Source organism: Actinomadura rupiterrae (assembly GCF_024172125.1).
Taxonomy (GTDB): Bacteria; Actinomycetota; Actinomycetes; order Streptosporangiales; family Streptosporangiaceae; genus Spirillospora; species Spirillospora rupiterrae.
The window spans coordinates 396,989-420,945 of record NZ_JAMZEA010000004.1; the positions used below are offsets into that span (position 1 = coordinate 396,989).

Annotated in this window: 22 protein-coding genes; 7 read left to right on the top strand and 15 right to left on the bottom strand. The window is 72.1% G+C overall.

Going from position 1 to position 23,957, the window contains the following annotated elements; translation table 11 throughout:
* Positions 1–16: 16 nt before the first annotated feature.
* Positions 17–1,750, bottom strand: coding sequence for a pyruvate dehydrogenase (locus FHU30_RS14820; RefSeq protein WP_253876151.1), 1,734 nt, complete (start codon positions 1,748–1,750; stop codon positions 17–19).
* 90 nt (positions 1,751–1,840) lie between these two features.
* Here FHU30_RS14820 and FHU30_RS14825 point away from each other — a divergent pair, with 90 nt between their 5' ends.
* Positions 1,841–2,194 (top strand): DUF488 domain-containing protein, encoded by a 354-nt coding sequence (locus tag FHU30_RS14825; protein WP_253876154.1) that lies wholly within the window; start codon positions 1,841–1,843, stop codon positions 2,192–2,194.
* Positions 2,195–2,283: 89 nt separating this feature from the next.
* On the opposite strand, the gene FHU30_RS14830 is transcribed toward FHU30_RS14825, so the two are convergent.
* From FHU30_RS14830 to FHU30_RS14845, 4 genes are all read right to left on the bottom strand, one after another.
* Positions 2,284–3,552 carry an ABC transporter ATP-binding protein gene (locus FHU30_RS14830; RefSeq protein WP_253876156.1) on the bottom strand — a complete coding sequence of 423 codons (1,269 nt, stop codon included), beginning with the start codon at positions 3,550–3,552 and terminating at the stop codon, positions 2,284–2,286.
* A gap of 5 nt (positions 3,553–3,557) precedes the next feature.
* Entirely contained in the window at positions 3,558–4,388 is an 831-nt protein-coding gene (locus FHU30_RS14835; protein ID WP_253876159.1) for a carbohydrate ABC transporter permease, read from the bottom strand.
* Positions 4,389–4,437: 49 nt separating this feature from the next.
* Positions 4,438–5,379 carry a carbohydrate ABC transporter permease gene (locus tag FHU30_RS14840; protein ID WP_253876161.1) on the bottom strand — a complete coding sequence of 314 codons (942 nt, stop codon included), beginning with the start codon at positions 5,377–5,379 and terminating at the stop codon, positions 4,438–4,440.
* Positions 5,380–5,459: 80 nt separating this feature from the next.
* Positions 5,460–6,770 carry an extracellular solute-binding protein gene (locus FHU30_RS14845; RefSeq protein WP_253876164.1) on the bottom strand — a complete coding sequence of 437 codons (1,311 nt, stop codon included), beginning with the start codon at positions 6,768–6,770 and terminating at the stop codon, positions 5,460–5,462.
* Positions 6,771–7,060: 290 nt separating this feature from the next.
* On the opposite strand from FHU30_RS14845, the gene FHU30_RS14850 reads away from it, so the two are divergent.
* The gene (locus FHU30_RS14850; RefSeq protein ID WP_253876167.1) at positions 7,061–8,377 is read left to right on the top strand and encodes an ammonium transporter; all 1,317 of its coding nucleotides are present in this window, start codon (positions 7,061–7,063) and stop codon (positions 8,375–8,377) included.
* Here the strand turns inward: FHU30_RS14850 and FHU30_RS14855 are convergent.
* Positions 8,371–9,348, bottom strand: a complete 978-nt coding sequence (locus FHU30_RS14855; protein WP_253876170.1) for a hypothetical protein — start codon at positions 9,346–9,348, stop codon at positions 8,371–8,373. The genes FHU30_RS14850 and FHU30_RS14855 overlap by 7 nt on opposite strands.
* Before the next feature lie 212 nt (positions 9,349–9,560).
* On the opposite strand from FHU30_RS14855, the gene FHU30_RS14860 reads away from it, so the two are divergent.
* Entirely contained in the window at positions 9,561–10,208 is a 648-nt protein-coding gene (locus FHU30_RS14860) for a hypothetical protein (protein WP_253876172.1), read from the top strand.
* Positions 10,209–10,312: 104 nt separating this feature from the next.
* A complete protein-coding gene (locus tag FHU30_RS14865) occupies positions 10,313–10,888 on the top strand; it encodes an SCO4225 family membrane protein (RefSeq protein WP_253876175.1) in 576 nt (191 codons plus the stop codon).
* An 82-nt stretch (positions 10,889–10,970) separates the two neighbouring features.
* Here FHU30_RS14865 and FHU30_RS14870 read toward each other — a convergent pair whose 3' ends face one another.
* Positions 10,971–11,183, bottom strand: coding sequence for a hypothetical protein (locus tag FHU30_RS14870; RefSeq protein WP_253876177.1), 213 nt, complete (start codon positions 11,181–11,183; stop codon positions 10,971–10,973).
* 112 nt (positions 11,184–11,295) lie between these two features.
* The gene (locus tag FHU30_RS14875; RefSeq protein WP_253876179.1) at positions 11,296–11,892 is read right to left on the bottom strand and encodes a TetR/AcrR family transcriptional regulator C-terminal domain-containing protein; all 597 of its coding nucleotides are present in this window, start codon (positions 11,890–11,892) and stop codon (positions 11,296–11,298) included.
* 79 nt (positions 11,893–11,971) lie between these two features.
* Between FHU30_RS14875 and FHU30_RS14880 the strand changes: the two genes are divergently transcribed.
* Entirely contained in the window at positions 11,972–12,394 is a 423-nt protein-coding gene (locus FHU30_RS14880; protein ID WP_253876181.1) for an ester cyclase, read from the top strand.
* An 11-nt stretch (positions 12,395–12,405) separates the two neighbouring features.
* Here the strand turns inward: FHU30_RS14880 and FHU30_RS14885 are convergent, their stop codons facing one another.
* The 3 genes from FHU30_RS14885 to FHU30_RS14895 form a co-directional block, all read right to left on the bottom strand.
* Complete coding sequence (locus tag FHU30_RS14885; protein ID WP_253876184.1) at positions 12,406–13,047, bottom strand: dihydrofolate reductase family protein; 642 nt, start codon at positions 13,045–13,047, stop codon at positions 12,406–12,408.
* Positions 13,048–13,149: 102 nt separating this feature from the next.
* Positions 13,150–15,471, bottom strand: a complete 2,322-nt coding sequence (locus tag FHU30_RS14890; RefSeq protein ID WP_253876186.1) for an RNA polymerase sigma factor — start codon at positions 15,469–15,471, stop codon at positions 13,150–13,152.
* Positions 15,472–15,653: 182 nt separating this feature from the next.
* Complete coding sequence (locus tag FHU30_RS14895; protein ID WP_253876189.1) at positions 15,654–15,866, bottom strand: DUF6243 family protein; 213 nt, start codon at positions 15,864–15,866, stop codon at positions 15,654–15,656.
* A gap of 231 nt (positions 15,867–16,097) precedes the next feature.
* Between FHU30_RS14895 and FHU30_RS14900 the strand changes: the two genes are divergently transcribed.
* Positions 16,098–17,204, top strand: coding sequence for a quinone-dependent dihydroorotate dehydrogenase (locus FHU30_RS14900; protein WP_253876192.1), 1,107 nt, complete (start codon positions 16,098–16,100; stop codon positions 17,202–17,204).
* A gap of 289 nt (positions 17,205–17,493) precedes the next feature.
* Positions 17,494–18,765 (top strand): calcium:cation antiporter family protein, encoded by a 1,272-nt coding sequence (locus FHU30_RS14905; RefSeq protein ID WP_253876195.1) that lies wholly within the window; start codon positions 17,494–17,496, stop codon positions 18,763–18,765.
* 99 nt (positions 18,766–18,864) lie between these two features.
* On the opposite strand, the gene FHU30_RS14910 is transcribed toward FHU30_RS14905, so the two are convergent.
* The 4 genes from FHU30_RS14910 to FHU30_RS14925 all read right to left on the bottom strand — a co-directional run bounded on the left by FHU30_RS14910 (position 18,865) and on the right by FHU30_RS14925 (position 23,681).
* Complete coding sequence (locus tag FHU30_RS14910) at positions 18,865–20,367, bottom strand: DUF7059 domain-containing protein (protein WP_308211295.1); 1,503 nt, start codon at positions 20,365–20,367, stop codon at positions 18,865–18,867.
* 436 nt (positions 20,368–20,803) lie between these two features.
* Entirely contained in the window at positions 20,804–21,667 is an 864-nt protein-coding gene (locus FHU30_RS14915; RefSeq protein ID WP_253876198.1) for an N-acetylmuramoyl-L-alanine amidase, read from the bottom strand.
* 88 nt (positions 21,668–21,755) lie between these two features.
* Entirely contained in the window at positions 21,756–21,995 is a 240-nt protein-coding gene (locus FHU30_RS14920) for a hypothetical protein (RefSeq protein WP_253876201.1), read from the bottom strand.
* Positions 21,996–22,598: 603 nt separating this feature from the next.
* On the bottom strand, positions 22,599–23,681 hold the full coding sequence (locus FHU30_RS14925) for a LacI family DNA-binding transcriptional regulator (RefSeq protein WP_253876203.1): 1,083 nt from the start codon (positions 23,679–23,681) through the stop codon (positions 22,599–22,601).
* Between the last annotated feature and the right edge of the window lie 276 nt (positions 23,682–23,957).

Genomic DNA, 23,957 nt, shown 5'->3' on the forward strand with positions numbered 1-23,957 from the left:
CGGCTGGGCTCCCGGGTCAGGGGCGGGGGATGTTGCGGAGGTTGCTGCGGGCGATGCCGAGCATCTTGCCGACACCGCCGTTGAGGACGGTCCGGCCGGCGGCGAGGGCGAAGCCCTTGACCTGCGCGCCGGTGATCTTCGGCGGGATGGACAGCGCGTTCGGGTCGGTGAGCAGGTGGACCAGGAACGGGCCGTCCGCCGCGAACGCCTCGGTGAGCGCGGCGCGCACGCGGCCCGGGTCCTCGACGCGCTCGGAGTCGATGCCGACGCCGCGCGCGATGGCCGCGTAGTCGACCTCGCCGTTGTCGGTGCCGTAGGCGGGCAGGCCGTCCACGAGCATCTCCAGCTCGACCATGCCGAGCGAGCCGTTGTCGAACAGGACGATCTTCACCGGCAGCCGGTGCTGCCGGATCGTGATCAGGTCGCCGAGCAGCATGCTCAGCCCGCCGTCCCCCGAAACCGAGATGACCTGCCTGTCCGGGTAGGCGAACTGGGCGCCGATCGCGTGCGGCATCGCGTTCGCCATCGAGCCGTGCCGGAACGAGCCGATGATGCGGCGGCGCCCGTTCGGGGTGATGTAGCGGGCGGCCCAGACGTTGCACATGCCGGTGTCCACGGTGAACACCGCGTCGTCGGCGGCCACGTCGTCCAGCACGGACGCGGCGTACTCGGGATGGATCGGCGTGTGGTGCTCGATGTCGCGGGTGTAGGCGTCGACGACCCGTTCCAGCGAGCGGGTGTGCTTGCGGAGCATGCCGTCCAGGTACGACACGTCCTTCTTCTGCCGGACCTTCGGGATGAGCTGCCGCATCGTCTCCCCCACGTCCCCGTGGACGGCCAGCTCCAGCGGCGTCCGGCGGCCGAACCGGGACGCGTCGCTGTCGACCTGGACGGTCCGCCTGCCCGGCAGGAACTGGTCGTACGGGAAGTCGGTGCCGAGCAGGACGACCAGGTCGGCCTCATGCATCGCCTCGTAGCAGGCGCCGTAGCCGAGCAGGCCGCTCATCCCGACGTCGAACCGGTTGCCGTACTGGATCCACTCCTTGCCGCGCAGCGTGTGCCCGATCGGCGACAGCGCGAGCCCGGCGAGGTCGATCACCTCGTCGTGCGCGTCCCGGACGCCGTCCCCGCAGAACAGCATCACCTTGGACGCGCCGTTGACCAGGTTCGCGAGCTGCTCGACCTGGTCCGCGCGCGGATGCAGCACGCCCTTGTCCACCAGCAGGTCGGAGTGCCCGACCGGCGCCTGGACGTCCTTGTCGGCGACGTCGCCGGGCAGCGTGAGCACCGCGACGCCGCCGAGGCCGATCGCGTGCTGCATCGCCGTCCGGACGATCCGGGGCATCTGCCCGGGCCCGCTGACCAGCTCGCTGTAGACGCTGCACTCGGAGAAGACGTGCTCGGGATGGGTCTCCTGGAAGAAACCGGTGCCGATCTGCGCGCTCGGGATCTGGGACGCGATCGCGAGCACCGGCGCGCCCGTGCGCTGCGCGTCGTAGAGGCCGTTGATCAGGTGCGTGTTGCCCGGCCCGCAGCTGCCCGCGCAGACCGCGAGCCGCCCGGTGAGCTGTGCCTCGGCGGCGGCCGCGAACGCGCCGGCCTCCTCGTTGCGGACGTGGACCCAGTCGATTCCGGCGGTCCGGCGGACGGCCTCCACGACCGGGTTGAGGCTGTCCCCCACCACGCCGTAGATCCGCCTGACGCCCGCCTGTCCAAGGACCTCGATGAGCTGCTCGGCGACCGTCGCCATGTCCGCGCCTCCCCCGATGAAACGATCATCTTCCGCAAGATCCCCGGGGGCGGAGGGGGCTAACCTTCGGTTCCCGGGTAGGAGGCGGACATGGGGGAATTCCGGATGCGGCGTGCGTACGACGCGCCCGAGGAGGCGGACGGCGCGCGCGTCCTGGTCGACCGGCTCTGGCCGCGCGGCCTGTCGAAGGAGCGCGCGGACCTGACCGAGTGGGACAAGCAGGTCGCTCCCTCGGACGAACTGCGCAAATGGTACGGCCACGACCCGGCCAGGAAGGACGAGTTCACCCGCCGCTACCGGGCCGAACTGGACGACCCGGAGCGCGCGGAGATCGTCGACCACCTGCGCGAGCTCGCCGAGAAGGGCCCGGTCACGCTGCTGACCGCGACCAAGGAGATCGAGGCGAGCCACCTCCCCGTCCTCCGCCGCCGCCTCCAAGGCTGACCCGCAACCGCCGCCTCCAAGGCTGACCCGCGACCGCCGCCTCCAAGGCTGACCTGCAACCGCCGCCTCCACGGCCGCCGAGGGCGGCATCAGTCCGGGTCGATCGGGGGGACCTCCTGGGTCTCGGTGCGCTGCGCCGCGCGCTGCGCCTCGCGGGACGCGTCGGACTGGGCCGCGAGGGCTGCGACGGCGTCCTCGTCGCGGGTCAGGTTGAGGCCGCTGGACGGGTCGAACAGGTGCAGGCGCGCGGTGTTCACCCACAGCTCGACGTCGTCGCCCGCGTGGATCCGGCTGGACGGGTCGAGCGCGACGACGGCCTGGGTGCGGAGCTGGTCGCTGTCCAGCTCGCGGGAAAGGTCCCGGAGCCGCATCGCGACGTCCTCCGGCGCCTCGTAGGGGACGTACGCGTACAGCTCGTTGCCGAGCCATTCGGTGACGTCCACGCGGGCGCGGACCACCGCGCCGCGCGCCCGCTTCCCGTGGCTGACCAGCGACGCGTCCTCGAAGTCCGCCGGACGGATGCCGACGAGCACGATCCTCCGGTCGCCGATCGCGTCCACCTTGCGCTGGTCGTCCAGGCGCAGGGTGCCGAGCGGGGTGCGCAGCTCGGTGCCGGACGGCGTCGCGGGCAGGAAGTTCATCGACGGCGAGCCGATGAATCCCGCGACGAACAGGTTCTCCGGCTGCTCGTACAGCTCGCGCGGGCTGCCGACCTGCTGCAGCTCGCCCTTGCGGAGCACCGCGACCCGGTCCCCCAGCGTCATCGCCTCGGTCTGGTCGTGCGTGACGTACACGGTCGTCACGCCGAGCCGCCGCTGCAGGCGGGAGATCTCGGTGCGCATCTGCCCGCGCAGCTTGGCGTCCAGGTTGGACAGCGGCTCGTCGAACAGGAACGCGTCGGCCTGCCGGACGATCGCCCGGCCCATCGCGACGCGCTGCCGCTGCCCGCCGGACAGGTGCGCGGGCTTGCGGTCCAGGTGCTCGGTCAGCTCCAGCAGCGCCGCGGTGTCCCGGACGCGCCGGTCCACCTCGTCCCCCGGCACCTTGGCCAGCCGCAGCGGGAACGCGATGTTCTCGAACACGGTCAGGTGCGGGTAGAGCGCGTAGTTCTGGAACACCATCGACAGGTTCCGCTGCCGCGGCGCGACGGTGTTGACGATCCGGTCGCCGATCCGCATCTCGCCGGACGTGATGTCCTCCAGCCCGACGATCATCCGGAGCAACGTGGACTTGCCGCACCCGGACGGCCCGACCAGGATCATGAACTCGCCGTCCTGGACGTCCAGGGAGACCCGGTTCACGGCCGGGAACCCGTCGCCGTACCGCTTGACGATGTCGGACATGGTGATGGCGGCCATCGCGGCTATCCCTTCACGGCGCCGGCGGTCAGCCCCGCGACGATGCGGCGCTGGAACAACAGGACGATCACCACGACCGGCACCGTCACCACCACGGCGGCGGCGCAGATCGCGGTCGTGGGCTGCTGGAAGTAGCTGGCCCCGGTGAAGAACGCCAGCGCGGCCGGGACGGGCCGGGCGTTGTCCGTCGAGGTCAGCGAGATGCCGAACACGAAGTCGTTCCAGCAGAAGAAGAAGGTCAGGATCGCGGCGGTGAACACCCCGGGCGCCGCCAGCGGGACGATCACCTTCCGGAACGCCTGCCAGGTCGTCGCGCCGTCCACCTGCGCCGCCTGCTCCATCTCCCACGGGATCTCGCGGAAGAACGCCGACAGCGTCCAGATCGCCAGCGGCAGCGCGAAGGAGATGTACGGGATGATCAGCCCCGGCCAGGTGTCGTACAGGCCGATGTCGCGCCACAGGTTGAACAGCGGACCGACCAGCGACACGACCGGGAACATCGCGATCGCGAGCGCGAACGACAGGATCAGGCGCTTGCCGGGGAACTCCAGGCGCGCGATGGCGTAGGCGACGAGCGTCGCGAACGTCACGCCGACGACGGTCGCGATCAGCGAGATGCCGATCGAGTTCACCAGCGCGGAGGTGAACAGGCCGGTCCTGAAGACCGTCCGGTAGTTCTCCCAGGTCCAGGTGTGCGGGAGGAAGCCGTGCCGGTTGCCGATCTCGCCGGGCTGCTTGAACGACAGCATCACGATCCACAGGATCGGGAAGACCGTCCAGACCAGGATGAGCAGCGAGCCGGCGGCCCACAGCCATTTCGAGCGAGCGGTCTCCATGACTACCGGTCACCCCAATCCGCGACTGTCCGGTTGGTTCGGTCCATCGCTACCGGTCACCTCGCACCTGGGAGAGGTCCACCCGGAACCCCCGGATGAACACGGCCGCTATCAGCACCACGGACAGGAACAGCAGCACCCCGACGGCGTCCCCGAGCCCGATCGCGGTCCGGGTGATCGTCTGCCGGTAGGTGAGGAACGACAGCGTCTCGGTCTTCTGCTGGCCGGACGTCATGACGAAGACGTTGTCGAAGATCCGCCACGCGTCGAGGGTGCGGAACAGCACCGCGACCAGGATCGCGGCCTTCATGTTCGGCACGGTCACCCGCCACAGCCGCTGCCAGGCGGTCGCGCCGTCCACGGTCGCGGCCTCGCCGAGGTCGCGCGGCACCTGCGCCAGCCCGGCGAGCAGCAGCAGCGACACGAACGGCGTCGTCTTCCAGATCTCCGACAGGACGATCACGAGCATCGACGCCCAGCGATGCGAGAACCACGCGTAGTCGCCCGCGCCGAACCACGAGTTCACGAACCCGGACTGGAGGTCGAAGGCGTACTTCCAGGCGAACGCCGAGATCACGGTGACGATCCCGTACGGCAGCAGGATCGCCGTCCGGACCGTCCGGCGGGCGAACAGCGCGCGGTGCATCACCATCGCGAAGCCGAACCCGATCACCAGCTCGACGGCGACCGTCACGGCCGTGATGATCAGCGTGGTCAGCACGTCCTGCCAGAACAGCGGGTCGCTCAGCGCGGTCGCGTAGTTGGCGAACCAGACGAACCTCCGGTCGTCCGGCGCGGTCAGCCGGTACCGGAACAGCGACAGGTACAGCGCGTTCACCAGCGGGTACGCGGTGACCAGCAGCATCACCGCGACGGCCGGCGCGGACAGCAGCAGGCCCAGGCGGCGCTCGGACCGGCTGCGGTCGGAGAGTTCAGCTCGCGAAGACGGGGACGGGGACGGCTGGGCGGCGGCGCGCGCGGCCACGCTCATCTGATGCCTCCTGAGAAGCCCCTCGAATCCGGACGGGACGGACGGTTCGGCAGGCCGCCGCCTCCTCGGCTCCGCCCCGCTCACAGCAGGGCCTTGTCGCGCAGCACCAGGCCGATGAACGACGCCGACCGGCGCGGCGTGGTCGCCGGGTCCACCGAGGTCGGCGGGTGCCAGCGGGACTGGATCGCGGCGGACACGTCGCCGTAGTACGGGGTGATCGGACGCGGCGCGGCGACATTGATCGAGTCGCGCAGCAGGCGCGCCATCGGGTACTGCTTGATCACGTCCGGCTCGTCGTAGACGGCGGCGCGCGCGGCCGGGTTGCCCGAGTCGAGCATGTACTTCTTCATGTTGCCCGCGGTCGTGATGCACCGGACGGCGTCCACGGCCTCGGCCGTGTGCTTGCCGTACGCGCCGACGGCCAGCTCGATCCCGCCGAACGGCGGCCTGGCCTTCACCCCCTCGGTGACCTGCGGGTACGGCGCCCAGCCGAGGTCGCCGATGACCGATTTGGGGATCGTGCCGGACTTGGCGTCGCCGTTCTCGGCCTGCCAGACGTAGCCCCAGTTCAGGAGGAACCCGCCGTGCGGGCCGTTCAGCATCGACCGCGCCTGCTCCTCGATGTCGGTCGCGAGGGACGGGCTGGCCGCCTTGGAGTGCGCGAGCCGCTGGACGATCCGCGCGGCCTGCTGCCCGGCCGGGCTGCTGATCGTGATCTGCGCCTTCGCGCCGTTCTCGCCGCCGGTGAGGACGTGCCCGCCGGCCGACTCGACGAGGGCGTTGATCCACACCATGTAGCCCTCGTACTTGTTGCCCTGCTCGCCGACCGTTGTGCCGGTCCGCTCGGCCACGTCGATGAGCTTGTCCCAGGTGAAGCCGGGGGCGTTCGGATCGACGCCCGCCTTCGCCACGACGGACTTCCGGTACCAGAGCACCTGCGTGTTCGCCCAGAACGGCGCCGCGTACAGCCTCCCCTTCCAGGTGGAGCTCTGCACGGCCGCCGGGAACACGCCCTGCGTGAACTGCGGCGCCTCGCTGCCGGTGAACGGGCGCAGGAACCCGGCGTTGGCGGCCTCCGCGACGAACACCGGGTCGAGGCTCATCAGGTCGAGCCCGGAGTCCTTCGCGGCCAGCCTCCGGACGAGCTGCTCGCGCTGCTGGCTCGCGTCGGTCGGCAGCAGCGACGTCTTGATCCGATACCTCCCGCCGGACGCGGCGGAGCACGCCTTCGCCAACCGGTCCTGCGCGCCGTTGTCGGGGTTGATGTACCAGTTCAGCGCCGGTGTCCCGCTGCCTCCCCCGCAGGCGGCGAGCCCGCCCGCCAGCAGCGCCAGCGCCACCGCGCTCCGCAGCGCGCCCCGTCCGGGGCTCGTTCTCGCTCGCTCGACCATCCGGCCTCCCGAAGCCGTCCCGCCACGGCGGGAGCAGCTTCGCGGGACGTCCGCTGGGGACGCGCGGCGGGGGCTCGGTCCGCCCTCGCCCGCCCGCGGTCGCGGCGGGATGGCTTCATCACAGCACCGGGGCCGGGGCCTGTCGAGGACCGGTTTCGGACCGCATCCGGAACGTTTCGGACCTGGTGAGGAAAAGGCAACCCGCCAGTAACACGAAACACACTCGAAACAATCCGGCATACGTCGCGAAACGGATGGCGGTGATCCTCGACCGGACCGAGGAGGGCCGCATGCCGAACACGATCGACGCCGGAGCCACCGCCTGGCTGCTCGCGAGCACCGCGCTCGTGCTCCTGATGACGCCGGGCCTCGCGCTGTTCTACGGCGGGATGGTCCGCGCCAAGTCCACGCTGAACATGATCATGATGAGCCTGGTCGCGATCGCGCTGGTGACATTGGTGTGGCTGGCGGTGGGCTACAGCCTGGCCTTCGGGTCGGACGCGGGCGGCCTCGGGCTGATCGGCACCCTCGGGCACGCCGGGCTGGAGGGGATCACGCCGCGCACCGCGCACGGGCACGTCCCCGAGCTGCTGTTCGTCACCTTCCAGCTCACCTTCGCGATCCTCACCGCCGCGCTGATCAGCGGCGCCGTCGCGGACCGGGTGAAGTTCTCCGCGTGGATGCTGTTCGTCCCGCTCTGGGCGCTGCTCGTCTACACCCCGATCGCGCACTGGGTCTGGAGCCCGGACGGCTGGATCGCCAAGCTCGGCGCGCTCGACTACGCGGGCGGGCTCGTCGTGGAGATCGCGTCCGGCGCGTCCGGGCTGGCGATGGCGCTCGTCCTCGGGCCGCGGATCGGGTTCCGGCGGGACGCGATGCGCCCGCACAACCTGCCCATGGTGCTGCTCGGCGTCGGGCTCCTCTGGTTCGGCTGGTTCGGGTTCAACGCCGGATCCGCGCTGGACGCCAACGGCGTCGCCGCCGCGGTCTTCCTCAACACGCTCGCCGCCGGATGCACCGGGCTGCTCGGCTGGCTGCTGGTCGAGCAGCGCCGCGACGGCCACCCGACCACGTTCGGCGCGGCGTCCGGAGCGGTCGCCGGGCTCGTCGCGATCACGCCGTCCTGCGGGTCGGTGAACGTGCTCGGCGCGCTGGTCGTGGGGCTCGTCGCGGGCGTCGTCTGCTCGTACGCGGTCGGCTGGAAGTTCCGGTTCGGCTACGACGACTCGCTGGACGTCGTGGGCGTCCACCTCGTCGGCGGCGTCATCGGCACGCTGCTCATCGGGCTGCTCGCGGCGAAGATCATGACGGGCGGCGCGTCCGGGCTGCTCGCCGGGGGCGGGCTCGCGCTGCTCGGCAAGCAGGCGGTCGCGGTGCCGGCCGTCGGGCTGTACGCGTTCACGGTGACCTTCGTCCTGGGGAAGCTGCTGGACAAGGTGGTCGGGATGCGCGTCACGCCGGAGCAGGAGGCCGAGGGCGTCGACCTGGCGCTGCACGCCGAGTCCGCGTACGAGCACGGCGTTCCGGGCGGGGTCGCGACCGGGGTTCCGGGCGCGCCGGTTCACCATCTGCTGCCGTCGTCCGGCCACCTGGACGGGCGTCAGTAGCCGTACCCGCCACCGCCGTACCCGCCACCGCCCGAGCCGTCGCCGCTGCCGCCGCTGCCGGCCGGGGCCATGGCCTTCTTGCCGTCCGGGGTGCTCGCGAACCAGGTGCCGCCGACGCCCTGGCCCTTGGTGTCGCCGGGGACGACGTCCTTGGAGTAGGTGTAGAGCGGCCAGCCGTTGACGGTCACCTGGCACACGCCGTCGTCCTTGCGCTCGATGAAGCCGACGGCCTTGCGGTCGATGCCGTCCAGCTTGAGGTGCTTCCAGCCGTTGAACACCACTACCGGCCAGGTCTGGCGGCAGGCGCCGGAGCAGTTGGACGTCGGTGGCTTCGGGGTGTCCTTGTCGAAGCGGTAGAGCGTCCGGCCCTGGCCGTCGGTGATGATCTTGCCGAGTTTCGGGTCGCCCTTGGCCTTCAGGACGGTCCAGCCCGTCCAGCGCGGCTGCTTTCCGGACGGCGCCGAACCTGCCTTCTTGCCGTCCGGAGCGCTCGCGAACCACGTCCCGCCGACACCCTGGCCCTTCGCCTCGCCCGGACCTGCGTCCTTCGCGAACCGGTACAGCGGCCATCCGGCGAGCGTGACCTGCCACTTGCCGTCCGGCCGCTTGACCTTCCCGAGCAGCGCCCGGTCGATGCCCCGGACCTTGGTGTCCTCCGCGCCCGCCCAGACCGGCGGCCAGGTCTTCGCGCAGGCGTCCAGGCAGCTCGACCCGGACGGCTTGGCGGTGTCCTTGTCGAACCGGTACAGCGTCCGGCCCTGCCCGTCCGTCACGACCTTGCCGATCTTGTCGATGGCCGCGACCTCCAGGGTCGCCGGCTGCACCGTGCCCGGGTTCGCCGCCGCCGGCGTCGCCGGCGATCCGGCCGCCGCGTCCTTCTGCCCCGCGTGATGCGTCCCGCACGCGCCGAGCGCCAGCCCCGACGCGGCCAGCACCGCCGCCGCCGAGATCGTCCACCGCTGGTCCCGCATGGCCTGTCCCCTCATGTGAGTCGGTTCCTCGTCCGCCGGCCCCTCGTCGTCCGCCGGCTCGTCGTCCGTCGCCGTCCGCTGTCGTCCGTCGTCCCGGACGAGGGGCAGTACGAGGAGGCGCGCCCGGAGGGTTCAAGCGCCGGTACGGTTTTGAACCACCTCGCGCCCGAATCCGTCCTAGTCGGGACACCGCACGACATGGGGGACACACCGTGACCAGGCCGAACAACTACTCGGGGCCGAGCTGCCTGCTGTGGCCGGTCATGGTGATCGTGCTGCCCTTCCGGCTGGCCTGGGAGCTGCTCAAGCTGATCGGCCGCGGCATCGGCTGGGTGCTGGTCCAGTTCGGCCGGTTCGTCCTGCGGCCGATCGGCATCGCGCTCTACTACCTGCTGGTCAAGCCCGTGATCTGGGTGTGGGAGACGCTGCTGATGCCGCCGCTGCGGCTGCTCGGCGCGTTCCTCGCGTGGATCGGGCGCGGCCTGTGGGCCGGACTCGCCTGGATCGGCCGGTACGTCCTGCGGCCGATCGCGATCGGGATCGGCTGGGTGCTGAACATCCTGATCGTCCTGCCTCTGATGGCGCTCTGGCGGTACGTGCTGGCCCCGATCGGACGCGGCATCGCCTGGTTCTGGGAGAACGCCCTGTTCCCGGTGCTGAGCTGGGCGTGGTGGGCCGCCGGACGCGTGCTGTACTACACGCTGGTCGTCCCGCTGAAGTACCTGGTCGCGCTGCCCGTCCGCTGGGTCTGGACGAACCTGGTCCGGCCGGTCGGCCGCGCGCTGCGCGCCGTCTGGGACGCGACGTTCGGCCCGGTCTTCCGCTGGCTGAACGAGATCTTCTCCACGCCGGGACGCTGACTACTCACCCGATCTGAGTAGCGCGACGGATTCCGGGCGCGTCCGGTCGCTCGGAATGCTGGTCGTGACCGCGAATTCCTCCGGTCCCGATCAGGAAGACCCTCATGCCACGCATCACCATCGGCCGCGTCGTCACGGCCTTTGCCCTGCTCTACTCCGCCCTTCTCGTCTTCTTCTACTTCCTCCCCGGCACCGGCGGAGGGGACGGGAGGCAGGTGGCGCTGGCCGAACTCGCCGGACCGTCCTTCTACCTGCTCAAGCCGCTCGGCCTGCACGTCGACCACGACGGGACGAACCGTTCGGTGGAAAGCGCGCTGCTGGTTCTCGGACTGTTCCAGGCTCTGGCTGTGTGGGGGCTGGCGCGGTGGCGGACGCGTCCTTGGCGGAAGACGGTCGGCGAACACGTTCGCGAATTCAGCCACGGCCCGGCGGTTTTCCGAGTGGCTGCGACTTATGCGGCGCTCGTGTTCACCGTGGCCGTCTGGGTGCTGTACGAGGCGTCCACGACGGACGGGAGCATGGCCGGAGTCTGGCTCTTCCCGCTGCTCGGGCCGGCGATCCTGCCGCTCTTCGTGTTCGACGTGGACTTCGTCGGCTACATGACGTTCGCCAGCCCCGTCCAGGCCTGGGTGTTCTGGCGGCTGCTACGCGGACGCCGGGTGGCGGGCGCCACCGGATAGCCGGGCGCCACCGGGCGGCGGGCGCCACCGGGCGGCGGGCGCCACCGGGTGGGTCTACGCCGTCCCGTCCCTCGGCGTCCGGTCACTTGCTCAGCAGGCGTTTGGTGACCTCGCGGGCGGCGGCCTCCTCGTCGTCGTCCTTGACCGGGACCCACAGCCGGCGGACCGTCCCGTCGGCCATCTCGCCCCGCCACCAGCCCTCCTTCTCGGCCCAGAACTCGGCGAGCAGGCGCATCTGGTCGTCCCTCACCGCGTAGGTGCCGTCCCGAGTGCGCCACAGAGTGACCACCCTCATGCGCCCTCCCGCCAGCACCCGAACCGGGACACCCCAAGCATGCGCCGCCAGGCCCTCCCCGGGGGCGGGAATTCACTCACCTTCCGCCCCAGCGCCCTCACCGCGCCGCCATTCAGCGCCCCGGGGACAGCCCGGCGACGAGCGCCTGGAGCGCGCGGTCGAAGCGGGCCCGGTGGTCGGACGGCGTGCCCAGACCGTCCGCGACAGCCCGCGCCACGTGCGGATACCGCGCGAGGTCGGGGAGTTCGGCCGCGTCCTCGTCCGGGATCTCCGCGAGGACGTGCCCGACCGTGAACGTGGCGACGGCGTTCAGCAGGCAGGCCGCTTCGAGGGGCGAGAGGCCGACCCCGGCCAGCGCCTCCAGCGCCCGTTCGAGCATGTCGAGCCCGCCCGGCGTGCTGATCGGCCGGGACGCCAGCAGCGGGACGACACGCGGGTGCGCGAGGAGTTCGCGGCGCAGCGACCGCGCGAACTCGGCGATCCAGTCGAGCCCGGGCGCGGGCTGCGGCTCGGCTCCGGCGATCACCTGCTCGATGACGCCGTCCAGCAGGGCGTCCTTGTTCGGGACGTAGTGGTACAGCGTCATCGCCTCCACGCCCAGCTCGGCGCCCAGCCGGCGCATGGACAGCTTGGCCAGGCCGTCCCGGTCCACCAGGGCCAGCGCGGCGTCGAGGACGCGTTCACGGGTCAGGCCGACGGGTTTTCCCACGGTGCTCCTTGACTCTCTTACGGCGTAAGAGCATCATAGACGCGTCCGAGAGTCTTACGTCGTAAGAGAGAGGCCGAACATGTCCGCCGTTGCCGAAGTCGTCACCGAGTTCTTCGCCGCCGTGAACGAGCGCCGCCTCGCCGACCTGCGCCGCGTCATGGCCGCCGACGTGGTCGACCACAACAAGATCATTCACGGCGAGCCGGACGAGCCGGGCGCCGCGTTCGAGGGCATCGCCATGCAGCTGGCCGCCTTCGGCGACTACCACTGCCGCGTCGACCAGCTCGTGGTGTCCGGCACGACCGCCGTCGCGCGCTGCACGCACACCGGCGTCCACACGGGCACCCATCCCCGCATGCCGGAGCCCACCGGCCGCGCCTTCGAGACCGAGCTGATCTTCATCTTCACGCTGCGGGACGGCCTGATCAGCGAGATCCGCTGCGTCTCCGACCGGCTCGGCCTGTTCGCCCAGCTCGGCTGGGACTGGCCCGGCGCCGCATGATGCCCGTGTGGTCAGGAGCGACGGACGCGGTAGCGCAGGTGCGTGACCTCCTTGCCCTGGACGGTCCTGACCGGGCCTTCCAGGTCGAGCGGACCGTTCTGGAGCGGGCCGAAGTACGGCACGCCGCCGCCCAGCATCACCGGGACGAGCGCCATGCCCACCTCGTCCAGCAGGCCCGCGTCGAGGCACTGGGTGGCGATCGTCCCGCCGTTCACGCCGATGTCCTTGCCCTGCGCGATCTCCTTGGCCTTCGCGACCGCCGCCTCGATGCCGCCCTCGGTGACGAACGTGAACGGCGCGGTCCCGAGGTGCTCCCAGTCCTTCGGCACCTCGTGCGTCAGCACCACCACCGGGATGTCGAACGGATGCCTGCCGTCCCAGCCGTTGGTGAGGTCGAAGAGCCTGCGGCCGACGACGAAGACGCCGGTGTTCTCCAGCGTCTCGCGCATCGCCCGGATGCTCTCCTCGGTCATCCGGAACGTGAGCCCGGGACGCGTCGTCTCCCAGACGACGTCCCCGTTCTCGTACCACCGGAACAGCCGGTCGAAGCCCGTCTCATCAGGCCCCGCGATGTATCCGTCCAGCGAGACGGACGCTTCGGTGTAGACGATCCCCTTAACTCCACCTTCCAGTTCGCTCCCGAGATGGACCACCTCCCCCTGGCAAACTCATCGCCCACACACAAGCAACCCGCCCCGCGCCGACCGCAGCCACGCAAGCGCGACCGCAGGTCGGCGCGGGCGGGCGGGCGTGGGTCAGTGCTGCTCGTCGCCGCCGCTGCTGCCAGCGTCGGGCGTGGGGTTCGGAGCGTCCTGGCCGCCCTTCGCGGAGGGCGCGGCCGTTCCGGTCAGCCCGGAGACGACCTCCGGCAGCGCTTGGGGGACGTCCTGCACCACTTTCGGGACGTCCTGGACCACACGCGGGACGTCTTGGACCGCCTTGGGGACGTCCCGAACCGTCTCGGGGACGTCCTGAACGACGCGCGGGACGTCTTGGAGCATCTGCGGGACGTCCTGCGGAAGGTTCCGGACGAGGGTGGGGACGTCTCGCACGACCTGCGGGACGTCCTGGAGGAGGTGATGCGGCTCGGTCGGCAGCGGCACGGCGGGCGGATGGACGGGGAGCGCCGGGCCGCCCGGCACCCCGCCGGAGATCGCCGGGAACTCGGGATACTTCGGCGGCTCAACGATCGGCGGCGTGACCTGCCCGCTTGGCGGATCAAAGGGCGCTATCGGCAGCTCGTCGGTCGGCAGCGGAACGTCCGCGACCGGGTCTTGCGCGTCCTTCGCCGGAAGCGCGGGCCGCGTGAGGTCGTTGCCGAGCCGGATCGCGACACTGTGTCCGGCATGTCCGCCGGTCGAGAGGCCCGGTCCAGCGCTCGGGGTCGACACGGGAACGAGGAAGAGCGGCACGAGCGCCGTCCCGACCGTGGCGGTCGCGGCGGCGGACGTCCGCACGCCGGTCGCGGCGGCCGCCCCGGTCAGCGTCGTGCGCAACGTCGCCCGGCGCGTCCGGCGTACGACCGGAGAGGTCGCGTCGGCTTGGCGAGGCAGGCCCTCGGGCGTGAGCCGTCCGCCGCGCGCGCTGATCTCGGCGCGGTAGGGCGCGAGGGCAGGGTCGGCGAGCGTGTGCAGCACCCGCATCCGCAACCGCTGCGGCGGAATCGCCGCTCCCGGCGCGACCAGCAAGGCCTCCACTCGCAGCGCCGGATCGCCAGGCGCGCCTTCCCAACGCCCCCAGAACGGTTCGTCCGACCTGGCCGTCCCGCCCGCCTGATTCCGCGCCGCCTCCGGAGTCGCGAACGGCGAAGTGCTCGGCGTCCCGAACGGCTGCGTCCCGGCCGCCTGCTCATGCGCCGCCTCCGAAGCCGCGAAGGGCCAAGGTCTCGGCGACCCGAACGGCTGCGTCCCGGCCGCCTGCTCATGCGCCGCCTCCGAAGCCGCGAAGGGCCAAGGTCTCGGCGACCCGAACGCCGACGTCTCGGCCGCCTGCTCGTGCGCCGCCTCCGGAGTCGCGAACGGCGAAGTGCTCGCCGTCCCGAACGGCTGCGTCTCGGCCGCCTGCTCCTGCGACGCGTCCGAAGTCGCGAAGGGCCAAGGTCTCGGCGTCCCGAGCGCCTGCGGCGAGGTTGGCGGGCCGCCCGGCGCTCCAAAGGGTGCGTTGCCCAGCGCGTCCGGGACGACAGGCGCCTCGCCTGAAGCGCGCGTGCCGAAAGGCGGAGTGCCAGGGACGGGCGGGGCGCTGTGGGGTTGCGGCCCAGCGAGACCGGTGGGCGGCAGGGACGGAAGTCGGGTGCCGAAGGGCGGGGTGGCGTGCGGCGGTTGCGGGTCGACGGGATAGGACGAGGGAGGGTGAGCGGGTCGGGTCGTCGTGTAGGGCAGGCCGTTGGGCGCGGTCGCGCCTTGGACCTTGATCGGGACGGTGCTCAGCGCGCCGGCCGGGATGTGCGCGGCCGTGTGGGCCGCCACGATCTCGGCGGCGTGACGCCAGGCCTGGGCGCAGCGGCGCCGGAGTTGGCGGGCCGGACGGCCGAGGACGGCTTCGAGGTCGTCCGCGGTGAGTCCGTGTCGGCCGGTGAGCAGCAGGAGCTCGCGTTCGGTCGGGCCGGTCGCGTCCATCAGGTGGTCCAGGGCTGCGCGGACCTCGAACGGGACGGCGGGCCGCGACTCCCCGGCGGCCGGCGTCCAATCCCAGTGCGGGCGCGGGAAGGTGCGGCGGCGGAGCCGGGCGCGGGTCGCCCCGTACAGCCAGGCGCCGAGCCGTTCCCGGTCGCGGACGCGGGCGGCGCGGCGCGCGGCGTCCACCAGGACGTCATGGACGACGTCCGCGGCGGGCCCCTCGCGCAGGACGGAAGCGGCGTAGTCGTGCAGGCGCGCGGCGTACGCGTCGTAGAGCCGGGCCTCGGCCCCGGCCTCGCGGGACGCCAGGTCCAGCAGGATCTCCCGGTCGCGGGACACGTCGGGCGCGGGCCAGAGCGGCTCGGCGGGCCAGGGCTCGGTGCGGTCGCGCCGCCGGACGCGGGCATGGCGGCCCGTCGCGTCGTCGGTTCCGGCCCCGGTGGAGAAGGTCAGCTTCACATCGCCCCCCAGTGGTGTCAGCTACCAACGACTCCACCGTGACGCATGTCCCTTACTGATCGTGATGGTTTTCTTGCAACAAGTGGCGGAAATCCCGAATTCTGACCCGGCGTGTCGGCTCGACTACGCAAAGAGACCGGCGCCCACCCCCTCCGCAGGGAGGGGACGGGCGCCGGGGGTGATCACTCCTCGGCGGCGTCCTCGGCCGCGCGCCGCCGCGCGTCGAGCCGCTGCTTGTCGAGGCGCTCGCGCATCTCGTCGGCGAGGGCGCGCTTGGCGTCCGCGCCGCCCTTCGCCGACCCGCGGCCGCCGGACGGCGCGCCGCGCAGGTCAGCGCGCGACACCTTGCGCCGCTGACCGCCGACGCCGAGCATGTCGTTCCTGTTCTTGGACATGGTGAAGCCGCTCCCGTGATGGCAGGCGATGACTGACTCGTCCTCGTCCGGCCCGAGCGGGAGGTTTCCGCGGGGCCGTCCGTCAGGCGGCGGCGCGGTCGCGGAAGACGCGGCGCGGAACGCCCCGCCACGCCGTGACCAGCAGGTTCTCGATCATGTGCGCCAGCGTAGGCGGGCCGTCCGGACGCCCTCAAACGGTTTTCGGTCGGGCCGCCTGAGATACTCGTGGGGATGCTGTACTCACTGCTCTTCCGCCATGTCGTCGCCCGGTTCCTGGACGCCGAGGACGTCCACCACCTGACGATGCGGGCACTGCGGACGATCCAGATGACGCCCGGCGCGGCGCCGCTGGTGCGCCGCGTCCTCGCGCCGCGCGACCCGGCGCTGCGGGTCGCCGCGCTCGGCCTGGAGTTCCCCGGACCGCTCGGCCTGGCGGCGGGCTTCGACAAGGACGCGATCGCCTACGAGGCCCTCGGCGCGTTCGGGTTCGGGCACGTGGAGATCGGCACCCTGACCGGGCAGGCGCAGCCGGGCAACCCCCGCCCGCGCCTGTTCCGGCTGCTCCCCGACCGGGCGATCATCAACCGGATGGGCTTCAACAACCGCGGGTCCGAGGACGCCGCGCGCCGCCTGCGCGCCCGCCGCCGCGGCCCGGACGCGACGATCGTCGGCGTGAACATCGGCAAGACCAAGGCCGTCCCGGAGGCCGAGGCCGCCGCCGACTACGTCGCGAGCGCCGAGCGCCTCGCCCCGCTCGCCGACTACCTCGTCGTCAACGTCAGCTCGCCGAACACGCCCGGCCTGCGGAACCTCCAGGCCGTCGAGGTGCTGCGCCCGCTGCTGGCCGCCGTCCGCGAGGCCGCCGACCGCGCCGCGCCGGACCGGCACGTCCCCCTCCTGGTCAAGATCGCGCCCGACCTCGCGGACGAGGACGTCGACGCCGTCGCGGACCTCGCGCTGGAGCTCGGCCTGGACGGCATCATCGCGACGAACACCACGATCTCCCGCGAGGGCCTGGCGAGCCCGGCCACGCTGACCAAGGAGACCGGCGGCCTGTCCGGCGCGCCGGTGAAGGCCCGCTCCCTCGAAGTCCTGCGCCGGCTGCGCGCCCGCACCGGCGACCGGCTCGTCCTGATCTCCGTCGGCGGCATCGAGACCGCCGACGACGTGTGGGAACGCATCCGCGCCGGCGCCACCCTCGTGCAGGGCTTCACCGGCATGATCTACGGCGGCCCGCTCTGGGCCTGGCGCATCCACCGCGACCTCTCCCGCCGCCTCCGCCAGAGCACCTTCCCCACCCTCGCCGAAGCCCGCCCCAAAACACCCGAAGCCGCCTGACCACCACCCAACACCCCAAACGCTGCAAGCCGCGCCCAGCGATCGCGGACGTCGCAACCACCCGGCCTGCGCCGACGCCCCGGGCCGTGCAGACCACCTGACGCTCGCCGGCCCTCCGGACGTCGCGAGCCGCGCGGCCCGCGCGCAACCTTGCGCACGTCGCTACCTGCTGACCTGCGACCGGGCGGATGCCGCGTCGGCTTGTTCGCGGGGGTTGCGGGTTGGCGGCGGCGGGTTCTTTGCCGTGGGGAGGACGTAGCTCTACCCGGTCGGCGGCAGGGATCGGGGTATGTCGGCTGAGTCAGCGCTGCTGGAGAGGACCGTCGCGGCGCGCATCGCGGGTGTCGCCGTGCTGGTGGTCCCATCGGTCCTGATGCGGCTGTCCGGCACGCATCCGGCCCCGGTGGCCGGCATGATCCTTTTCGGCGCCGGCGTGCTGGGCTCGGCCATCCTGCTGATGTGGGCGGCCGAAACGGCGCGGCGCGACATGTCCGGGGCGCTCGCGCTGGCGCTGCTCGCGCTGATCGCGGTGCTTCCCGAGTACGCCGTCGACCTCTACTACGCGTACGCCGCCGGGTCGAAACCCGAGTACACGGCGTATGCGGCCGCCAACATGACCGGTGCGAACCGGCTTCTCGTCGGCGTCGGCTGGGCTCTGGTGGTCCTCGCCTTCACCCTCGGGACGCGTCGCCTCGTCGCGTCCCGAGGACATGCCCGAAACGGGGACGAGGCCGCAGGCGAGGTTCGCCGGGATGTCCGGTTGCGGCGGCATCACCGGATCGAGCTGGGATTCCTGGCGGTCGCCGCGGTGATCGCGTTCATCCCGGCACTGACCGGCGAGATCGGATGGTACGTCGCGGTCATCCTGATCGCGCTGTACGTCCTCTACGTCCTCCGGATCGCGAAGGGCGGCGGCGAGGGCGAGGAGCAGCCGGTCGGCATCGCCGCGCGGCTCTCCGAACTCCCCCAGCAGACGCGGCGCCTGACGACGGCCGGGCTGTTCCTGCTCGGCGCGGTCGTCATCTTCGCCTGCGCCGAGCCGTTCGCGGACTCGCTCGTGGACGCGGGCTCGTCGCTCGGCATCGACCGGTTCCTGCTCGTCCAGTGGCTCGCGCCGCTGGCGTCCGAGGCACCCGAGCTGATCGTCGCGGTCGTGTTCGCCTGGCGGCTGCGCGACGGGGACGCGATCGGAGCGCTCCTGTCCAGCAAGGTCAACCAGTGGACGCTGCTGGTCGGCACGCTGCCGTTCGCCTACCGGCTCGGCGGCGGCGAATGGTCGCTGCCGCTGGACTCGCGGCAGACCGAGGAGATGCTGCTGACCGCCGCGCAGACCGTCCTCGGCCTCGCCATCCTCGTCGACCTGGTGTTCCAGCGGCGCGAGGCGGCCCTGCTGTTCGGCCTCTTCGTGATCCAGTTCCTGCTGCCGTGGCAGGGCGCGCGCCTGTTCCTCTCGCTGGTCTACCTCGCGCTCGGCTTCACCGTCCTGATGATGAAGCGGGACGACCTGGCCGCCGCCATGCGCGCCGTCGTCCGCCCAACCCCCCGCCAACCCGACGACTGACCACCCCGCGAACCGCCCCGACCGTCGCCCTGCCCCAGTTCAGGCCCCAGGACGCGGGCCAGCTTGGGACCAGGTAGGGCCAAGCCAAGGCCGGGCGGGTCAGCCTAGTGAGGCGACCTCGAAGAAGCCGTCGGCGATGAGTTCGGGTAGGACGGCGGCGGCGTGCGCCCGGATCTGGTCCCCGTCCATGTCCATGAGCTGCGCGATCGCCTCCAGCAGCGGCGCGAGCGGGAGCGAGCCGTCGCAGACGCCGGCGAGGCCCGCCTCGGCGGTGCCGACTCCGGCCACGCGGCGCAGCCGGTCGGCCTGCCGGAGCAGGATCCGCTCGGGGTGCTCCTCGCCGGGCGGGCCGATCTGCTCCTGGACGAGCCCGGGCACGGAACGCAACCGGATCTGCTCCAGTCCGTCCACTCGTCCACAGGCTGTGGAAAACTCTCGCGCGGCGACCTGGCCGTCCAGGACCGCGCCCGCATATGCGCCGACGGGCTGGTCCACGGCGTGCCGCAGCTCCTCGATTCGGACGGCCGGACGGTCGGTTCCGCGCGTCCGCAACGTGATCCAGCCGAAGCCGACGCCCTCGACGCGCCGGGCGTCGAAGTAGTCCAGCCACTCCTTGTAGCGGCGGCCGTGCTCGGGCGTGCCCGCCTCGGCCGAGTCGCGCAGCCACAACTCGGCGTACTCCGCCGGATCCTGGACGTCCCGCTGCACCACCCACGCGTCGCAACCGGACGCCTCGACCCACGCGCCGACCCGCTCCTGCCACGGTTCGCCCTGGATATGCAGCCAGTTCGCGAGGAGCTGGACCGTTCCGCCCTCGTTCAGCAGCGCGGGCGCCTCGGCGACGAGCCGGGCACAGAACTCGTCCCCGTGCATGCCGGATTCGCGGTAAGTGAAGCCGCTTTCGGGCGGCCCGATGACGAACGGCGGGTTGGACACGATCAGGTCGAACCGGCGGTCGCGGACGGGCTCCAGCAGCGATCCCCGGAGCAGTTCCACCCCGTCCAGGCGGGACAGCGCGAAGCTCTTTTCGGCCAGTTCCAAAGCACGCGGATTGATGTCCGTTGCAGTGAGGGACGCGGGTTTCGCGCGGATCGCCGGGTCGGCCAGGTGCAGCACCTGCACGCCGCATCCGGTACCGAGATCGAGCACGTTATCCACAGGCTTGTGGACAATGAGGCGGGCCAGGCTGGTGGCCGCTCCGCCCGTCCCGACGACGTGATCCGGCCGGGGCAGGCGGCCCTCGCCGGGCCGGACCTTGAGGTCCGAAACGACGTATCCCAGATGGCCCGAACCCGCCACCGACTCCACCGGCTCGACATGGAAAGCGGGATACAGCTCGTCCGAATCGAGCGTCGCCAGCCCCGCGTCCACCAGATCGCCGGCGAACCCCGGCAGCCGCGACGCCGCGACCGGCACCTGCAACCAGAACAGCCTGGTCAGCTCGGCGAGCGGCGACCCGTCCGCCGTGGCGCGCAGCGCCGGCACGATCTCGTCCCGCGCGAGCGCCCCGCCCGCGACCGGCCCCAGCATTTCCCGGACATCCGCAACGGTGTATCCGGCCTCTTCGAAACGCGCCCCGAGACGCCCCAGCAGTTCTCCCACACGTCCATCCTCCCGCCAACACCCCACCCCGCGCTCCCGCCCCGCCGCCGAACCCACCACGCAACACGCACACGCAGGCCGCGAGCAGCCCACAGGCCACGCAGCACGCGCGCGAGCCGCAAACACGCAGACCGCGCGCGAGCCACAGACACCCTGTGGGCGCGCCGCAGACGCGCAGGCCGTGGCCGAGCCGACCGCGCAGGACGAAGCCGGGCGCCCAGGACGCGGGCAGCGCGCAGGACGCGGGCAGGCCGCAGACGCACAGGACGCGGGCGCGCTGGACGCGGGCGGGCCGTGGATACGCCGGCACCCAAGAGGCGTGGAGCCGCAGGACGTGGGCGAGCCGCGCGCTCAGGACGCAGGCGGGGCGCGCGCGACGCGGGCGGTTGCGAGTGCGCAGGATGCGGGCGGGCTCGGGGCGCCGGGGGTGGGTGGGTTAGCGGCCGCTTAGGAAGGCGGTGATGCCCTGGTCGAGGGCGGCGGCGGCGCGCTGGCGGAAGGCGGGGTCGGACATCTTGGTCGCGTCGCCCGGGTTCTGCATGTTGCCGCACTCGATGAAGATCTTCGGCACCGTGGACAGGTTGAGTCCGCCCAGGTCGTCGCGCTTGTCGATCGCCTTGGTGCCGACGTAGGTGGAGTACGGGATGCCCGTCCCGGAGTGGTAGGCGTCGCGGACGGCCTCGCCGAGCCGCGCGGACGGCTCGACGATCTTGGTGTTGCCGCCCGCCGGGACCGGCAGCGGCTCGATGATGTGGAAGCCGTGCCCGGACTTCGGCGCGCCGTCGCCGTGGATCGAGATCGCCGCGTCCGCGTGCGCCTTGTTCCCGGTCGCGGCGCGCTGCGTGATGCACGGCCCGACACCCGTGTCGTTCTTCCTGGTCAGCACGACCTTGGCGCCCTGCGCCTCCAGCAGCTTGCGCAGCCGCTTCGACACGTCCCAGGTGAACGCGTGCTCGGTGTAGCCGCCGGCGGTCTGGGTGCCGGTGGTGTCGCACTCCTTGTGACCGTTGCCGACGTCCACCTGCTTGTTGATCTCGGACGGCGCTTTGTCGTTGCCGCCGTTGTGCCCCGGATCGATCGCGACGGTCTTGCCGCGCAGCGACCCGGCCAGCGCGGACGGCGCGGCCGACGGCTCACCGGACGGCACGCCGGTGCCGCCTCCGTCCGCTGACGGAGGCGTCGCCGTATCGGCCGTCGACTGCGTCCGGTCGTGGGACGACCCGCCCCCGCAGGCGGTCAGCGCCCCGAGACACAGGGCCAATCCCACCGCCACCGGGCCGCGCGCTGAAAGAGTGCGCACCGAGCCGTCCTCTCGTGATGCTTCCGTGACCAACGACCCTGCCAGTCTGCACACCGCGAGGCGTTCGTCAAACGAACTCCGCGAAAAATCAGAAGCCGCGTGGGGCGGCCAGGAGCTCGGCGAGCGCCCGCGCCTCCTCGGCGTCCAGGCCCAGGACCACGCGCGGACGGCCCCACGGATGGTCGATGGAATGGGCCACGTAGCTGGCCACCGACTCCGCGGCCTGCTCGTCGAGACCGCGCTGGTTGCGCCACTCCGACCAGGCACGTTCCAACTCGTTGGCCGCCCGCTGGGCGCACGACACCAATTCCGGATCACGCACGGACACTCGACCCCCCTGGGTGTACCTGACCTTCCCGTGCCGGGCGGCGGGGCCCCGCCCGGGCCGGCCTCCCCCGAGAACCGGCCCGGACCAGCGGTTCCCCCGAATCCGCCGAACGGTGGAACCATTAACCACCGGACGGCCCGGCGCGGGCCCGCGAATGCGCCAGGCTTGGCCGTGCCCTTACCTGCGCGCCACCACATCGGGACGATGATCGACCTGTCCCCTACCCGCCGATGACGCACCGGCGGCACGCCGACGGGTTCTCCGCCACAACGCCACCCTCCAGGACGGAACGCACCCGACCCGCACGACGATCACACGCGGACCGGCACGCGCCGACCACCCACGGCACCCCGTCCACGCCCAGCGCCCAGGCCACGCAGCCGTGCGCAGGCCACGCAGCCGTGCGCAGGCCACGCAGCCGTGCGCAGGCCACGCAGCGCACCTTGGCCACGCAGGCGCGCGTTGGTCACGCAGGCGCGCGCAGGTCACGCAGCGCGCCTTGGTCCCGCACCGCGCGTCGGTCATGCAGGTACGCCTTGGTCAGGCAGGCGCGCGTCGGTCACGCGGCGCGCGTTGGTTGCGCGGGCTTGCGAGGGTGGGCGGTTAGGCGGTGGGGGCCGGGCCGGTGGAGGAGCGGACTACCAGGTGCGGGACGACCAGGTTCTGCCGGGCGAGCCGCGCCGGGTCGGCGATGCGGGCGGTGAGCAGCTCGGCTGCCACGCGGCCCATGTCGCGGCGCGGCTGGTTCACGCTGGTCAGCGAGATGTGCCGGATCGCGGCGAGGTGGGTGTTGTCGTAGCCGACGATCGACACCTTCTGCGGGACGGGCAGGTCCAGCTCGTCCGCAGCCGAGAGCGCGCCGGTCGCGACCAGGTCGTTCGGCGCGAAGATCGCGGTGGGCCGGTGCGGGCGGGACAGCAGCGTGCGCGCCGCGCGGTAGCCGCCCTCCTCGGTGAAGTCGCCGGGCTCGACGACGATCTCGTCCGCGAGGCCGTGCCGCCGCATCGCCTTCTCGTAGCCCGCGCGCCGGTACCGGGCCGTTGTGGAGCGCGCGCCCTCGATGTGCGCGATACGCCGGTGGCCGAGCTCGACCAGGTGGTCGACCGCGAGGGACGCGCCGAGCTCGTCGTCGTCGACCACGATGTCCACGCCCTGGACGTCGCGCTCGCCGACCACCACCACCGGGACGGACGAGGCCGCCTCCTTCAGCGACTCCGGGACGACGCTGAGCAGCACCAGGCCGTCCACCCGCATCTCCAGGAACGCCTCGACGGCCTCGGCCTCGAACAGCGGGTCCCAGCGGCCGGACCCGACGAGCATCCGCAGGCCCGCGCCGTGCAGCGACTCCTGCAGGCCGTCCAGGAACTCGGCGAAGAACGGGTTGTGCAGGTCGGCGACGATCGCGCCGATCAGCCGGGTGCGGCCTTCGACCAGGCTCCGCGCGACCGCGTTCGGCCGGTAGCCGAGCTCGCGCGCCGCCTGCAGCACGGCCTGCCGCCGGCGTTCGCTCACGTGCGGCGAGCCGCGCATCACCAGCGACACCAGCGACTTGGACACCCCGGCGCGCTCGGCCACGTTGCGGATCGTCGGCTTGGGCGCGGGCAGGGGCATCGAGCCCTCGCGCGGGAGCGGGATCGCCCTGCGCAGGTCCCCGCCGCGCGGCGGGGTCGTTTCTCCGTCAGACATGGCACTCCGTCCGGGGGGCCTTGCGGGTCATGCCACACGCGGCGCGCCGGACGCACGGGCCGTCCGGAGCACCGTCCTCGCACGGGAGGAGATGCCATGATGCCTCGGCTTCGCCCGAATTCGGTGCGACAGCGAGTAACGGGCAGCCGCCAATCGGAGTTCAGGGCAGCCTTACCCGGCGCGCCGCCGCCGTTTCCGCCCGTCACCGCGCCGTCGCGGGCCCGGCGCGTCCGGGGAAAAGGACAGCGTGCGCGCGGCGGCGCGGCCGTACCCGGA